Source organism: Facklamia lactis (assembly GCF_015863205.1).
Classification (GTDB): domain Bacteria; phylum Bacillota; class Bacilli; order Lactobacillales; family Aerococcaceae; genus Facklamia; species Facklamia lactis.
The window spans coordinates 219468-234638 of sequence record NZ_JACBXQ010000003.1 but is presented as its reverse complement, the minus strand read 5'-3'; the positions used below and the strand labels follow the sequence as shown (position 1 = coordinate 234638).

At 35.1% G+C, this 15171-nt stretch carries 12 protein-coding genes and 1 tRNA gene; 8 read left to right on the top strand and 5 right to left on the bottom strand.

The features are described from left to right. The first annotated feature begins 17 nt into the window (after positions 1-17). The 5 genes from yycI (at position 18) to HZY91_RS06615 (ending at position 7182) form a co-directional block, all read left to right on the top strand. Positions 18-908: a two-component system regulatory protein YycI gene (gene yycI, locus HZY91_RS06635; RefSeq protein ID WP_197115487.1), complete on the top strand. Its 891-nt coding sequence runs from the start codon at positions 18-20 to the stop codon at positions 906-908. Between the two features lie 118 nt (positions 909-1026). Continuing rightward, positions 1027-2910 carry a DUF2207 family protein gene (locus tag HZY91_RS06630; RefSeq protein ID WP_197115486.1) on the top strand — a complete coding sequence of 628 codons (1884 nt, stop codon included), beginning with the start codon at positions 1027-1029 and terminating at the stop codon, positions 2908-2910. Positions 2911-2930: 20 nt separating this feature from the next. Next, positions 2931-4850: a DUF2207 domain-containing protein gene (locus HZY91_RS06625; RefSeq protein ID WP_197115485.1), complete on the top strand. Its 1920-nt coding sequence runs from the start codon at positions 2931-2933 to the stop codon at positions 4848-4850. A 73-nt stretch (positions 4851-4923) separates the two neighbouring features. Further along, positions 4924-5742, top strand: a complete 819-nt coding sequence (locus HZY91_RS06620; RefSeq protein ID WP_197115529.1) for an MBL fold metallo-hydrolase — start codon at positions 4924-4926, stop codon at positions 5740-5742. Positions 5743-5874: 132 nt separating this feature from the next. Further along, positions 5875-7182, top strand: coding sequence for a S1C family serine protease (locus tag HZY91_RS06615; protein WP_197115484.1), 1308 nt, complete (start codon positions 5875-5877; stop codon positions 7180-7182). A 109-nt stretch (positions 7183-7291) separates the two neighbouring features. On the opposite strand, the gene HZY91_RS06610 is transcribed toward HZY91_RS06615, so the two are convergent. Continuing rightward, positions 7292-7960, bottom strand: coding sequence for a potassium channel family protein (locus HZY91_RS06610; protein ID WP_197115483.1), 669 nt, complete (start codon positions 7958-7960; stop codon positions 7292-7294). Between the two features lie 17 nt (positions 7961-7977). Next, the gene (locus HZY91_RS06605) at positions 7978-9354 is read right to left on the bottom strand and encodes a potassium transporter TrkG (RefSeq protein ID WP_197115482.1); all 1377 of its coding nucleotides are present in this window, start codon (positions 9352-9354) and stop codon (positions 7978-7980) included. A gap of 75 nt (positions 9355-9429) precedes the next feature. Here HZY91_RS06605 and rlmH point away from each other — a divergent pair, with 75 nt between their 5' ends. The 3 genes from rlmH to HZY91_RS06590 all read left to right on the top strand — a co-directional run bounded on the left by rlmH (position 9430) and on the right by HZY91_RS06590 (position 11532). Further along, complete coding sequence (gene rlmH / locus HZY91_RS06600; RefSeq protein ID WP_197115528.1) at positions 9430-9909, top strand: 23S rRNA (pseudouridine(1915)-N(3))-methyltransferase RlmH; 480 nt, start codon at positions 9430-9432, stop codon at positions 9907-9909. Positions 9910-10082: 173 nt separating this feature from the next. Continuing rightward, positions 10083-11330 carry a LysM peptidoglycan-binding domain-containing protein gene (locus HZY91_RS06595; RefSeq protein WP_197115481.1) on the top strand — a complete coding sequence of 416 codons (1248 nt, stop codon included), beginning with the start codon at positions 10083-10085 and terminating at the stop codon, positions 11328-11330. Between the two features lie 129 nt (positions 11331-11459). Further along, positions 11460-11532: transfer RNA gene (locus tag HZY91_RS06590), tRNA-Lys, on the top strand. 146 nt (positions 11533-11678) lie between these two features. Here HZY91_RS06590 and HZY91_RS06585 read toward each other — a convergent pair. From HZY91_RS06585 to HZY91_RS06575, 3 genes are read right to left on the bottom strand one after another with little or no spacing between them, the layout of a single operon-like run. Further along, a complete protein-coding gene (locus HZY91_RS06585; RefSeq protein WP_197115480.1) occupies positions 11679-12896 on the bottom strand; it encodes an ABC transporter permease in 1218 nt (405 codons plus the stop codon). Continuing rightward, on the bottom strand, positions 12883-14106 hold the full coding sequence (locus tag HZY91_RS06580; RefSeq protein ID WP_197115479.1) for an ABC transporter permease: 1224 nt from the start codon (positions 14104-14106) through the stop codon (positions 12883-12885). Before HZY91_RS06580 ends, HZY91_RS06585 begins: the two co-directional genes overlap by 14 nt. Continuing rightward, positions 14099-15037, bottom strand: coding sequence for an ABC transporter ATP-binding protein (locus HZY91_RS06575; RefSeq protein WP_197115478.1), 939 nt, complete (start codon positions 15035-15037; stop codon positions 14099-14101). Before HZY91_RS06575 ends, HZY91_RS06580 begins: the two co-directional genes overlap by 8 nt. Positions 15038-15171: the final 134 nt, after the last annotated feature.

The following is a 15171-nucleotide window of genomic DNA, read 5'->3' as shown; positions in this document are numbered from 1 at the left end:
CAGAAAGGGGGATTAGATTGGACTTTAAGAGAATACAAGTGCTTCTATTGGCTTTTTTTGTGATTTTTGATCTTTATCTAGGTTATTTGTTGATAGAAAGAGGCTCTTTAAAAATGATTTCACAAGATTCTACGGAAGAAGTGAATATAGTCCAAGAGATGAAAGCTCGGGGAGTTGAAATTTTAAATACTATTAACGTAGATAGTCAACAACCTGAACTAGCAGTAGTGAAAACCGCCCCTAATAATGAGTTAAGAGCTAAGCGTCATCAATTACAAAATCAAACAGTCAGTATTTCACCAGAAGGGGTATTATCGAGTGAGTTTACTAACCCGATTGAATTAGATATTTCACTAGGAGAAGATTCTCAAGAATTGACCAGAGAAGATTTTTTATGGATTCGAGAAAATATATTAATGGATGAAAGTCTCTTTATTCATGGAGAACAATATCTGAATCATTGGTATTCACCGCAGGAAAATTTAATTATTATTCGAATGGTCACTAAAGAGGGGTATCAAGAACCTGCATCAACTGAAGAACCATCAATCCCCATATCAGATGGGACTGCTGAGTTGCGAATATTGTTAGACAATTCTTATAATATGATTTCTTATATGCAGACCTATCAAACTGAAGCTTTTCGCTTAGAGAAAGAAAAAGAGCTAATTTCTTCTCAGAATGCATTAGAAATCATTGAGAATCGTATTGATACCACTTTACCTAATGATGCAGAGATTTTTTCCTTCAAATTAAGTTACTACCAATCGGTTACAACTAAAGATTTTAATGTTTACCATCCAGCATGGGAAGTAATATATTTTCGAAGAGAAAGTGGCCAAACTCAGTCAGTTTTAGTAGATGCTATCAGGGGAAATGTTGTAGATCTCAAGGCCTTTACCAATTAAAGAAAAATTAACTCCTCTAATTGTTGAATTATGATGTTGATGCTAGAGAAACAGCCTATAATTCAATTAGTGAAGCTGTTAGAATATGTTTTAAGAATAATGATGAGGGATGTTAAAAATGATTTTACCTAAAAAATTAATATTAAACCATCATTTATGTTGGCTTTATCTGATTATAGTTGGCTTTTTATTGACGGTTGGAACTTTGTCTTGGAAATTTAATATGACTGTTAAAGCTCAAGATATCGACTATCAGTTATTAGAGCAAAAGGCGAGTGCGGAAGTAGATGCTAGTGGTAAAACAAAATTAATATTACAATATAAATATGATGCTAATTATTTACCAGAGGTCTCTTATCAGATCCCTACTAATTCACAAAAGATTTCTTTTTATCGAGTGGGAGTCTTAGAAGAAGGCGCAACACAACCTACCTATTTGTCAGAAACGAGTAGCGGAGCTGCAGGATCTTTTCAGATGAAGCAAGAAAAAGATAATGCTGAGATTGTGATCAGCTACCCTTTGGCAAATGAGAAAACAACTTTTATTATTGAATATGAATTAGACCAATTAGTAACAAATTATCAAGATATAGCTTACTATAATAGTTCATGGATCCCACAAGCAGTAGAAAATGGAGAAATCATAAAAGTTCAGTTAATATTGCCTGGTGATCTTTCAGATCAGAGTGAATTTAAGATGTGGGTTCATGGACAAGAAGATAAATATATTGATACGATTGTCAAGGATGGCAAATCTATTTCCAATATAGAGGTAGCTTATAGTCAATATGGATCAAAAAAAATTGATTTACACGCTCTCTTTCCTAAATCTTTTACACCACACAATGAACAAGTAGTGGAAGTAGAAAGAAAAGAGGCAATTATTTTACATGAACAAGCGCTAAGTGAGCAAGAAAAAACTGATATCCAAAGTAAACAAAATGACATAAGAAATAGAATGTTAGCATGGGTGTTTATTCCTATTTTGATAACTATCATTTTATATTGGGTTTATTATACTAAACGTCAAGAAAATCCATTAGATGAAGGTATGTCGGATTTGTTGTCTGTGAAAATTCCTCCCGAAGATATTTCCCCAGCGATCGTTAAGTCATTAGTCTATCAACAATCGCCAGATTCAAATAGTTTAGCAGCTTGTTTACTTGAATTAGGTAGAAAAGGTTATCTTAAATTAATGCCTGTAAGAATGGCTAAGCGTAGTCATAGTCAAACACGAAGTGGTTACACTATTATGGTGTCTCAAGTGGAAGATGCCCCTCCGATTTCTTTATTACAAACGCACGAAAGACATGCTTATCATTTATTTACGGTCGAGCATAAAATGAGTCAAACGGTCGAAGAAATGGTTTTTCAGCTAAAACAGAATAAAACCTATCGAAAACAAAAAATCATAGGGTGGAAAAAATATGTTGATGCTGTTGAATTACGAAGTGTCCATGAAAATTTTGTTCCAGGTCGTCTCAAACGATGGTTAGTGTTGACTGGAAGTCTATGGCTATTCATAGCGCTAATGATTATGATTATGATGGTGGTCGATGTCTTTAAATGGGATGCTATGCAGCATTTAGGATGGAGTCTTTTGCTATCCAGCCTAAATATTATTGCTATTGTCATTTTGATAATATTAATTTCAAGACAAAGTTTTATAACAGATCATCAGTTAGAACAAAGAAAGAAATGGACTCGTTTTTATCAGATATTACAAGAAAGTAATAAATATGATCTTCCAGCCATGGGAGATGTGACCCAATGGGATCAAAATATCTCATATGCATTAGCTTTAAACGCTACTTCTACTATACAACAAAGATACACTTATCAATTTGATATGGAAGCTTTAGAAAGTTTATCACATTCATATAATGCAGATTTATATCGGGTGCATGGCTCTATTGCGGATATTTTACAGTCTTCAATTCGTGAATTAGTTGGTCTATTAGACCCTAAAACAAAATGGATGGAGAATTTAAAAGAAAATTAAAAAGCAGGAGGAAAAGTTTAATGTTAAAAGGAAAACTTGTCAAATTAATATTTTTTCTCTTGTTTTTTTTATCCATAATAGTACGGCCTGTTGATGCAGTTGCCGCCGAAGAAGTGGAATTTAGCATTGATCAGCAATATATTGATGTCCAGGTTCATGAAGATGGAAGTGTAACTTTTCTTGATTATCAAGAGTATAATGTAACATTTATGAATGGGGCAATATTTACGTTAGACCATCAGGGGTATAATTTATTAGATTTTAAAGTGGGAATTACAGATCAAATAGGGAATCCTATTAATTTTATTTCCGAAAAATCTTCGTCCTTAGAAGGTGGATATTATAAATTAGTTGATCAGAAAGGAATAGCAGAAGCAAAAGTTTACTATCCGGTTCGAGAGCAGAGTTTATATTTTGTCTATGAATATACTTTAGAAGAATTAGTAACCAATTATAATGATACAGCAGAATTATTGCGAAAGTTTGGAAGTACTGATGATACAACTGATGTTAAGATAAGAGTAGAATTTCCGCAAAAAGCTAAAGAGAAAGAAGAATTGAGAGCTTGGGGATATGGTGCACCTCAAGGAGAAGTAGATTTAACAAATGAAAATGGTAAAAGCGTGGTTTATTTTGAAGTGCCAGCTCGTCAGAGTGATCAATTTGTTGAAGGCCATATTGTTTTTCCAAAAGAGTGGACAAAACTTAATTCTAATTCTGTGAAAGAAGATCGTTTGCAAAAAATTATTGATCAATCTGAGGCTCAGGTAAATAAGGATCGTGCAGATGTAGAAAAGACACGCTTTCTGATTATTGGGGCACTTGTTTTAATTGCACTCTTTGCTCCTTTGCTTTCTTTTGCTAATGAGCTATATTATCGTTCTCAGCGAAAAAAATGGAACCCACATCCTCAATATGTACCGGATTATATATATGAACTTCCTGAGAAGATCACACCAGCGCAAGTGACGAATCGATATTTTAGATCGAATGCTAATGTAGATGACTTTGCGGCCACATTATTACACTTAGCTCAAAAAAAGATTATTGAATTAGAGTCTATTCAAAGCAAAAAAAAGAAACAAAAAACGATTCAAATTACGAAATTAGTTACTAAAGAGGCTCTGCCAAAAGAATTAGAGCCACATGAGAAATATGTATGGGAATACTTTACTTTAGCGGGTGATCAAAATAAAGTAACAATTGAAGAATTAGATGAGTATATTGAAGGAAATAATCAATTTCACACAAGACAAAATAGTCATTGGACAAAGTTTAAATCTTTTTTAGCAGTTGATCGAGAGCAATACCGTGGAAAAACGCTTCCTCCTAATCACAAAATTCTTTTTCTGCTTGTTTTTTCTAGCATAGTGACTGTTTTATCTGTTGTATTATCTATCATTATCTTAAATGCTTCCTTTATCAGTCGAGAGTTATCTTTTGGAAAATGGTTTAGTTTAATTTTATTTGGGCAGATACTTGCTTTAGTGATGAATTTGATTTTAGGTTTGAAGTGGTGGAGACATCCTATCATGACAAAAGATCAGGCATATATGCATGATATGTGGCAAGGATTTCGTAAGATGTTAAAAGATATTGGGAATTTTAAAGCAAGAGAAATAGCGAGTTTGCCTTTATGGGAAGAATATTTAGTTTATGCTACTTCATTGGGAGTTGCTGATAAAGTTGTGGATGCTTTAAAAGTGGAATTTTCTGAAAAAGAACTATTAGCGGAAAGTCGTCATTATTCAGGTCTAAATCATCCGTTTTTGATTAGCCACCTCATTCGGAGTCAAGTGAATCAAACGGTCCAAAGTGTAGCTCCTCAAAGCTCAGTTTCAGGTGGCTTTAAAGGAAATAACCAAGGAGGATTCGGTGGCGGTTTTTCTGGAGGGTCTATGGGAGGATCAGGTGGCGGAACGCATTCTGGAGGTTTTTAAAATTAGTAACAAACAAATAAATTTACAAGAGCAATTGTATTCGACTTATCAGCAAGACTCGGCTGTAGCCGTGATGCAAGAAGTTGCTGCTGATAAGAGTGATTTACGCTTTTCTATTCTTGCGAGTGGATCAAGTGGGAATTGTACATATATTGAGACAGGACAAAAGCGTTTTATTGTAGATGCTGGTTTAAGTGGCAAGAAAATAGAACAGTTATTTCAGCAGATAAATCGAGACATCCGTCAAGTAGATGCTATTTTTGTAACTCATGAGCATAAAGATCATATTCATGGAGTGGGGGTTTTATCTCGGAGGTATAATCTTCCTATTTATGCTAATCACAAAACGTGGCAAGCAATGGAGAAAATGTTAGGACATATTGCACCAGAAAATAAACAATATATTGAACCCGATACCATGTTAGAAATGGGTGATTTGGATATTGTAAGTTATAACGTGAGCCATGATGCTGCTCAACCACAATTTTATGCTTTTCAAAAAGGGAAGAAACAATTTGTCATGTTAACCGACACAGGCTATGTATCGGATCGATTAAGAAGCCAATTAAAAGATGCAGATGCCTATCTAATTGAATCAAACCATGAGGTTGAGTTATTACGTTATGGAGCTTATCCTTGGTCTGTAAAGCAAAGAATTTTGAGTGATAAAGGTCATTTATCAAATGAAGATGGAGCGTTAGCAATTCGTGATTTAATTGGGAATAAAACCAAAAATGTTTATTTGGGCCATTTAAGTCGGGATAATAATACCAAAGAATTAGCAATGGATAAGATGGAAGAAATACTTCAACAATATGATATAGATACGGGTTCTGATATTACTTTGCATATGACAGATCCTGATCAAGCCACTAATATTCAATGGATATAAATCAAGAAAGCTTTGTCTTTCTTGATTTTTTATTTTAATAGGATTGAAATTTTAAGCATGTATATTTCATACTTTCTTAATAATGTAGTGATATACTATTGATGAAAATGATAATAGAAAGGGTGTATATGAATGTTGAACGATCATTTTAAGGCTTCGAGTGCAAATTTAAAGAAATGGAAGAGAATTTTTAGAGGAGTCAGTGCTTCGACTTTAACAATTCTTTTAGCCGCAGGTATTATTACTAGCCATGAAGATTTAGCGTTTTCACGAGAAAATACCGAACAAGTGAGCTCTCAAGTTCAGACGTTGGAACCAGAAGCTTTATCAAACGAAGAACAGAAAATTGTAGATACAGTAAATCAAGCTAGCGAAGCAGTTGTATCGATTGCTAATTTACAAAATGTAGGGAGCCAGCTCGATCCTTATAGCCAGTATCAATCTAATAATTATTTTATGCCTGAAGAGGAAAATAGAAACCTTCAACCAGTTGGAGAGGGGTCTGGTGTGATCTATCGTATTGATGGTGATCAAGCTTATATTGTGACTAACCATCATGTCATTGAAGGAGCAGAAGCTTTAGAAGTTCAATTAAAGAATGGCGAGACGCTCGATGCAGAGTTGATTGGTTCTGATTCTTTAAGTGATTTAGCTGTTCTAAAAATGGATAGTGCAGGGATAGAAAAGGCGTTAGAATTTGCAGATTCGGATAAGATTCAGGTAGGCCAAACAGCAATTGCGATTGGATCTCCTTTAGGAAGTGATTTTGCTACTTCTGTAACGAAAGGAATTGTGTCTGGTTTAAACCGCTCAGTACCAGTAGATACAGATGGAGACATGACCCCAGATTGGGATATGAATCTTCTTCAGACCGATGCCGCGATTAGTCCCGGGAACTCTGGTGGGGCACTTATTAACTCTGCAGGACAATTAATTGGGATTAATTCGAGCAAGTTATCTGCCAGAGGGGTAGAAGGAATGGGATTTGCCATTCCTACTAATGATGTAGTTGATATCGTGTCACAATTAGAAGAGAATGGTGAAGTCATACGCCCAGTATTAGGAATACGTTATACAAGCTTAGATAGAATTCATCCAGATTATCGAACAGAAGTAATGGGATTAGATCAAGAGGAGTTGAATGGAGCCTTCGTTATGGAAGTTGTTCCTGAAAGCTCTGCAGATAAAGCAGGAATCGAAAAATATGACTTAATTACGGCTCTTGATGGAGAAGAAATTGAAGGAACAGCTGATTTAAAACAAAAACTTTATAAGTATCGTGTTGGGGATAAAATTAATGTAACTATTAGAAGAAAATCAGAAGAAAAAGAAATTGAAGTAAATTTGGATGCAGCAATTGAAGAAGAGAATATTCAGTCGACTACTCCACTAGAGCCTTTACAACCGGAGTCCGAAGAAAACGAAAATTCTCTGTTTTAATATAAAACTAAAAAATAATTAGGTTATTAACAAACATAAAAAGTTATCCACAGATAAAGGCGTTTTGGTTGTGGATAACTTTTTTCTTTGTGCATAAATCTGTGTAACGTTATGCAAAATAGCCTAAATAATCATATTTTTCGAAAGTATTATCATCTGCAATGGCTACTAGAATAATTTCATCCATAAGTAGAGCATTAGGAGAAAGTGTAAGCAATGGTCCTCCTTTTTCTTCTCTCATTCCAATAATATTTAAATGGTATTTGTTACGGAGATCTAATTCAACTAGACTTTTACCAATCCATTCTGCAGGAATTGTAAACTCAATTAAAGCTGTGTTTTCATCTAAACGTAAAAGCTCATCTAATTTATTGCGGAGGATTTTGCTGGCTAATCGGATACCTGAGTCTCTTTCAGGGCTGATGATAGATGAAACCCCTACTTCATATAGTACTTCTTCATATGTCAGACTTTTAGCTTTAGCTAATATTTGTTTGACTCCTAGTTTTTTACAGTGAACAATAGCTAATACAGAACTTTCTAAATTAGTTCCTGTTCCGATAATAACGATATCGCAGTGTTCGATACCAATATCTTTTAAGAGATCAATATCAGTAAAGTCCCCGATAGCAGCGTAAGTGACAGAATCGGAAACCTCTTGTACATTTTTAGCATTATTATCAATTGCAATGACTTCGCATCCATATTTGCTAAGTTCGAGTGCTACAGTTTGGCCAAAGTCGCCTAAACCTAGAACTCCGACAGTTTTTACTTGCATATCATACTCCTTTAAGTTTAACCAATTAAAATATTTGCCTCTGAATAATGTATCTCAGTATTCTTCTTTTGCAGAATGGCTAATAAAACAGTGATTGGCCCTACACGGCCTGCGAGGGTTAAAAACAGAATGATCATTTTACCGAAGTAATTCAAATGTTCAGTCACATCTAAAGAGACACCCAGCGTTCCCATAGCAGAAATGGTTTCAAAGAGAAGACCAATGGAATTAAGATGAGGGTGGGTCAATAATAGAGCACCATATCCAAACAGTGTAATAAAGATGAAAAAAATGGTGATCATGACAGCTTGTTTAACAAGGTTATCTGGCACAACTCGCTTATTATAAATAACTTTGGAATAACTCATTAATTCAGCTCGAAATAGTAGATAGAGGATGGCAACGGTTGTGACTTTTAAGCCACCTGCAGTACCTCCTGGAGCTCCTCCAATTGTAGCAAGTAACATATATATAAATTTTGTAAAAGGTTGAGAACCTTTGTATGAGAATGTTGTATAGCCAGCTGAACGAGTCGATGCGGACTTAAAAAAACTTTCAAGTATTTGTTGGGGGAAGGGTTTATTAGCAAGAGTATTCGGGTTATTGTGCTCGACCATCCAAATTAAGAGCGTTCCACCGATTAACAAGAAGAGTGTCATGGTTAATACTAAACGTGTATGGGTCGAGATATTATGGAAAGCTAATTTGAAATGACGAGGTCTTTGTTTGATGAAAATCTCTAACCGATTAAGGATTTCGAACCACACAGAAAAACCCAACCCTCCCATGATGACTAAGAGAGCAACAGTGATAGTTATGACAGGATTTTGATTAAAAGTTTGAATAGAAGCAGAACCGATATTATCAAATCCAGAGTTTGTAAAAGCAGCAACAGCTAGAAAAATAGAATTAAAGCTACCTTTTAACCACCCATATTGAGGAATAAAATAAGTCATAATAATGATACTACCGGTTAACTCAACTATAGCGGTTAGTATGTAAATTGATTTTAAAAAGTCAAATAAATTTGAATTAGTGTTTCGATTTAGTGAAGCTTGAATTAGGTACTGATTCTTGAGTGAAAGTTGTTGGTTTAAATAAAATAGGCCTGTGTTAATAATGGTGATCACTCCAAGACCTCCAATTTGAATGAGGATGAGGGCAATGATTTGACCAAAAATAGTATAGGTTTCACCAATAGGCAGAGAGGCTATACCAGAGACACAAACTAGAGAAACGGCTGTAATAAAGTGTTCAAAAAAAATCGTTTGAGTATAGGGGTGTGTTGCGAATGGCATGGAAAGAGCAATACTTCCCACGAGCGCAAGACTAATAAAGCTTAGGGTAATAATAACAGAAGTAGACCAATTTCGGGGATTAAGGTGCTTATCCACAAGTGCTCCTCCTTCATAGATATGTTAATATAATAGCACAAAAGTAATAGTTTTTAGGAGATAAAGGATAGAATGATCAAAATTGATATTATTTGTGTTGGAAAATTAAAGGAAAAATATTATAAGCAAGGAGTAGAGGAATATCTTAAACGACTTGGGACATATGCAAATGTGACTGTACATGAGGTCAATGATGAACCAACAAAAGAAGAAATGTCTGCTGTTGAGCGAGATCGAGTATTAGCATTAGAAGCAGAGCGAATTAAGAAAAAGATATCCCCCCAGCATAAAGTTGTGGTTTTAGCGATTGAAGGAAAGTTAATCTCCTCTGAGGATCTTGCCAATCAATTGGACGCATATGCAACTTATGGACAATCAAAAATTTGTTTTATTATTGGAGGTTCTTTGGGCTTAGCCACGAGTTTGAAACAAGAAGCTGACTGGTCTATTTCGTTTGGTCGGATTACTTTACCGCATCAGTTAATGCGTGTAGTCTTAGTGGAACAAATTTATCGTGCTTATCGGATAATAAACGGTCATGCTTATCATAAATAAGAATAAGTTTCTAAGTACTTAAACATTAAAATATTACATAAAAACTTACTTGCTAGACGAATATTACAAAGAGACGTCAATTCATTTAAGAAAAGCTAAAAGGGCTTGTTAAAAGACTATCAAATGATTTAGACTAGGTGCAGATAAAAAAAGAAAAAGGGTGTATATATAAAATGAATTTAAAGAGAAAAGTATGCTTCGGATCTATCTTATTACTTTTATCACCAGCTGCACTTGTCTCAGCGCAAGAATGGAATGCGAGAACAATTGATCAAGTGGCTTCAGAAATAATGGTCAACGAGCAAAATCAAGTATCTTATCTTGTAAAAGAAGGAGATACACTGGGTGTAATTTCAGAAGCAATGTCTATAGACTTAGAGTATTTAGCAGAAATTAACCAAATTGAAAATATTGATTTAATTTTTCCTGGTACTTTACTTTCGGCACAATTGGATGAGTATGATCGTCCGGAAAAGCTGACTGTAGAAGCTCCTGATGGCCAGATTGTTGAATTTGATGTTCCAGTGGACTTATCTCCAGTCGAAGATATTGAAACAATAGGTGGAGATGGGATTGTTTCTCAACCTTCCAATGAGGAAGTGTTAGAAGAGACGGTTGAAGCTGAGTTTGTTTCTAACGTTGCTCCAGCAGAAGATTTTCTGAGTGTAGAATCTTCGGAAGTGGTAGAAGAGGAAGGCGTTGACACTCCAATAATAGAAACAACAGTTGCAGAAGAAGTTGCAGTAGAAGAAGTTTCTGAAACCACAGTAGGAGAACCTGTAGAAGAGGAAGTTATTGAAACAACAGCAACAGAAGTAATGGAAGAAGTTGCTGAGACCACAGTGGAAGAACCTGTAGTAGAGGAAGTTATTGAAACAACAGCAGCAGAAATAATTGAAGAAGCTCCTGAAACCACAGTGGAAGAGCCTGTAGTAGAGGAAGTTATTGAAACAACAGCAGCAGAAATAATTGAAGAAGTCCCTGAAACCACAGTAGAAGAGCCTGTAGTAGAGGAAGAAGTCATTGAAACAACAGTCACAGAAGTTGTGGAGGAAGAAATTCCTGAGACAACTGTTGAAGAAGTGGTAGCCTCTGATCCTCAAGGATTACAACCACATGCAGCAGCTTATCGGGATCAAATTGTTAGTCAATACGGTGTAACCGCCTATGGCTTACGTCCAGGAGATTCTGGAGATCACGGTAGTGGTTTAGCGGTTGATTTCATGGTTCCTGAAAGTTCAGCAACAGGTGATGCGATTGCTAATGATGCAATTAGTAGTATGGGAGCCAATAACATTTCGTATGTGATTTGGAAACAACAAATTTATGGTGATTGGACGAATGGCTGGGAAGGAATGGAAGATCGTGGTGGTGTAACCGCAAATCATTATGATCATGTTCATGTGTCGTTTAATCCATAATTGAATAGATAGATTATTGAGCTTTAGCCAAAAATTAGGGCTAAAGCTTTTCTATTTATTAAAAATCATTATTAATGAAAACTTGAATGCACTATTTATTGAGAGTAGAATAGGAGCAATTAAATTGTTGTCTCCTTAGCTTAGTTGGTAGAGCATCTGACTCTTAATCAGAGGGTCGTAGGTTCGAATCCTACAGGGGACACTGTGGCTACAGGATCATCTTTATAGGTGATTGGTAGCCATAATTTTTATATTCAGAATCATGACAAGATGCACAAAAGTATCATCGCTAAATAACGCCAGAATAAAAGCCCATATTCAAGATATGAATATGGGCTTAGCTTCATCTTAGGAAGGGCGATGAGATAAAAAAATGTTATGACGATGTCGATACTGTTGAATGACGAGACTAAGAGCAAAATACGCACCTGCAATTAATAATTGAATCCCTGAGTAAGTAGCAATTTGTTGCCAATCCTGATAAGACCATTGATCCTTATAAAGCAAAATTTCGTTGGTATAAACGTTCCAGATCGGTGTAGCAATAGAGGCAATTGTTTTGAGAGGTTTGGCAATGATATTTAAATCGATAAAACTTCCAGAACTAAAGGCGATTAAAATACTGACAAAGGTTGATAGAAAATTGACCATTCCTTTGTTGGGGGCTAAAGTAACTAAAAAATAAGAGAGAGATTGTATTCCCAATAGATTAATTAAGCTGGCTATAATAAGCAGTATTCCCTTTTGTGAAAAGAGGGTAGAAGGTCCATAAAAAGCACAAGCGATCAGGATGAGTAGTAACCAAAAGATCCAACTAAACACGATACATGCTAGTAATGTTTGCCTCCATCTTTTTCCTTCTGTCATGATACTTAGACGATCGCGTTTAACAATTTCTGGATGTCTCATAGATAGAATTCCAGTACCAAATCCAGTGATACAAGTTGAAATAAGAGTGTAGGATATAAATGGAATAAAAAAGACACCAAAAGTTAATAGTTTTGATTGATTTTTTCTGGGCATACTTGGGATGACAGTGATTTCACTTTCCTCTAGGGATGATCTGACTTGTTCAGTCAGAGTTTGAAGGTCGGTATCATTTGGCTTTTCTGGAAGACTAGTAGCTAATAAGTCAAGGTTTGTCAAATAGGAATTGATAATAATATCCATATTAATCTCATCCATTTCAGATTTGATGACTTGCTTTTCTAATGAAATAGGCTGGGTTTCTGCATCAATCATACTAGCACCAAAACCTTCTGGAATAGTCAAAGCGTAGGATATCTTTTCATTATAGAAGGCATCTGCGATCGCTTCATCTGAATCATTGACATATGTAACTTCAGCTTTTTCTTGTAGGTAATCAATTAAATCCTGACTAATCGGATCTTCTTTATCATAATTAAAGATGGCTAAATTACTTTGCTTAATCGAAAAATCTTCATCCAGATTACTGTTATTTTGAGGATTGGTAATGATTGTGACAAAGATTAGAATCGCTAAGTTTAAGATGAAACTAAATTTACTATCTCTTAGAAGCTTAAAAAATAAATTAAAGACTTGCATAATCTTTCCTCCTTAGTCCAAATAAAGTAATAAGCGTGAGGATAAGGCAATAAACAATAATCATTAAAATATTTTGATTATATTGCTTATAGCTAGGATAATTATTGAGATAATATAACCCGTCATTAATGAGACTAACTGGATTAATTTTGTTGATCCAAGGGGCTCTTTCGTTGATGGTGATCTTAATACCATGTCCCATCATCCCTGAAGTCATAGCAAAAAATAGAGGCAACCCAATTGCTAAAGCTTGAGATAATTTTTCTCTTTTTCCAGCTATACTGGAAATGCTTGTCCCGATTAAAAGACCTAGTAATACGCCTAAGGTCATTAGGAGATAGACTCTCCCCCAATCATCTCCTAGGGGAACGCCATAGAGATAATATATGCCAACTAATAGGTAAGTGACTAATAGACAAGGAATGCCCCATGCGATGAAACAGATGATAAAACGTTTCCATTTGGGGGCAGGACTATGGGTAACAAGTAAGGAGGAAGAAGAATTGTAAGCTTGATTAATTTCTACCATACTAGCCCCCATATGAGTAAAATAAATACAGATATAAGCCAAAGCAGCATAGAAATAAACAGAAAGAGAGGAAGTCCCCTTTTTTTGTTCTTTTTTAACAAGATAGGGATTTGATTGGAAATTATCTAATTTTTGGGTTAACATTTCAATTCTTTTATTGGCATTTTCTGTTTTTACAGCATTCATGAAGGCTTGCTGGGCGCCATTTGAAATGCTTGAATAGGAAGATAGAACGGAATAAAGAATCGATGAAGAGAATTGATTGATGGCCCCAGGAGCTATCTCCATTGAAATTTTAGCAGGATCGCCTTCCATGATAATATAACCATTGAGTTTTTTTTGTTCCATTATTTCTTTTGCAGATTTGATATCATTTACTGGATGATAAACAATTAGCGCTTCTTCTTGATTATCAGTTTCAATGGCAATCAATTCATCTTTTTCATTAAATTTTCCCTCTTGGGCAACAACCGCTATTTGTTCTTGCAACTTATCTTTTTGTTCACTTTCAAAAATTGCCGCGACGGGCACAGGATCAAATTCATTATTAAGAGTTAGAAGATTAGAAAAAGCAAACAATAATATGATGGCATAGAATATCGGAAAGAGTAGTCCCCATAATGTTCCTTCTGGGTTTCGGTACATAATCAATGGCGTATAATGAAAAAGGTGTTTAAGCATGGTCTCTCAGCTCCTTGCCTGTTATTTCTAAGAAAACATCATTTAATGAGGGCTGTTTTACGCTCATGTTAATTACAGGGACTTGATTTTCTTCTAAAATGTTCATTAAGCGGATGAGATGACTCTTTCCTTTCTCAAAAGTAATCGTTGCTTTTCCGAATTCATAGTTAAAATCTGAAACTTCATTTAAATTGGTGATTTGATTTTGTACTTCATTGTTTAATTCAAACACTTCAAGCGTAATAATTTCTCCACTTTTTGACATGTTCTTGATTTCATCACTGGTTCCTGTAATAATCTCTTTGCCTCGATCTAAGATGGTTAAACGGTCGCAAAGATACTCTACTTCTTCCATATAGTGAGTTGTATAGAGAATGGTTCTACCTTCACTCGCTAATTGTTTAATTCCAGCTAAAATATGATTTCTAGACTGTGGATCAACAGCTACAGTAGGTTCATCCAAAATAATCAAATCTGGTCGGTGAGCAATCCCGCATGCAAGATTTAATCGTCTCAATAATCCTCCTGATAATTTTGTAGGCTTAAATTTTCGAAATTCGTCTAAGCCGACAAATTGTATAGCTTCATCGACACATTCTTGACGGATTTTGTTGTTATTAATATAGAGCCCACAAAAGTAATCAACATTTTCTTGGACCGTTAGTTGATAATAAACGCCAATATTTTGCATTACTAAACCAATACGGCTTTTAACAGAATAGTTATTAGGATGCATTCTCTCGCCAAAAATATGGACTTCTCCACTATCGTATTGTAGTAAGGCTAACATGCAGTTAATGGCAGTTGTTTTTCCGCTTCCGTTGGGACCTAGCAAACCAAATATTTCTCCTTGGCTGACTGTCATATTAAAGTGATCGAGAGCCAGTAACTCTTGATAGCGCTTAACTAGATTGTTTATTTTAACAATCATATGTGTCCATCCTTTCCTTTATTGAGTATTTACTATTAGTATGAACAAAATGGATCAAGAAGGGTAGAGTAAATTGTCATATAGGTTGATGACAATTGTCATGAATAATATGCTACTATTACACTATGGAGGTG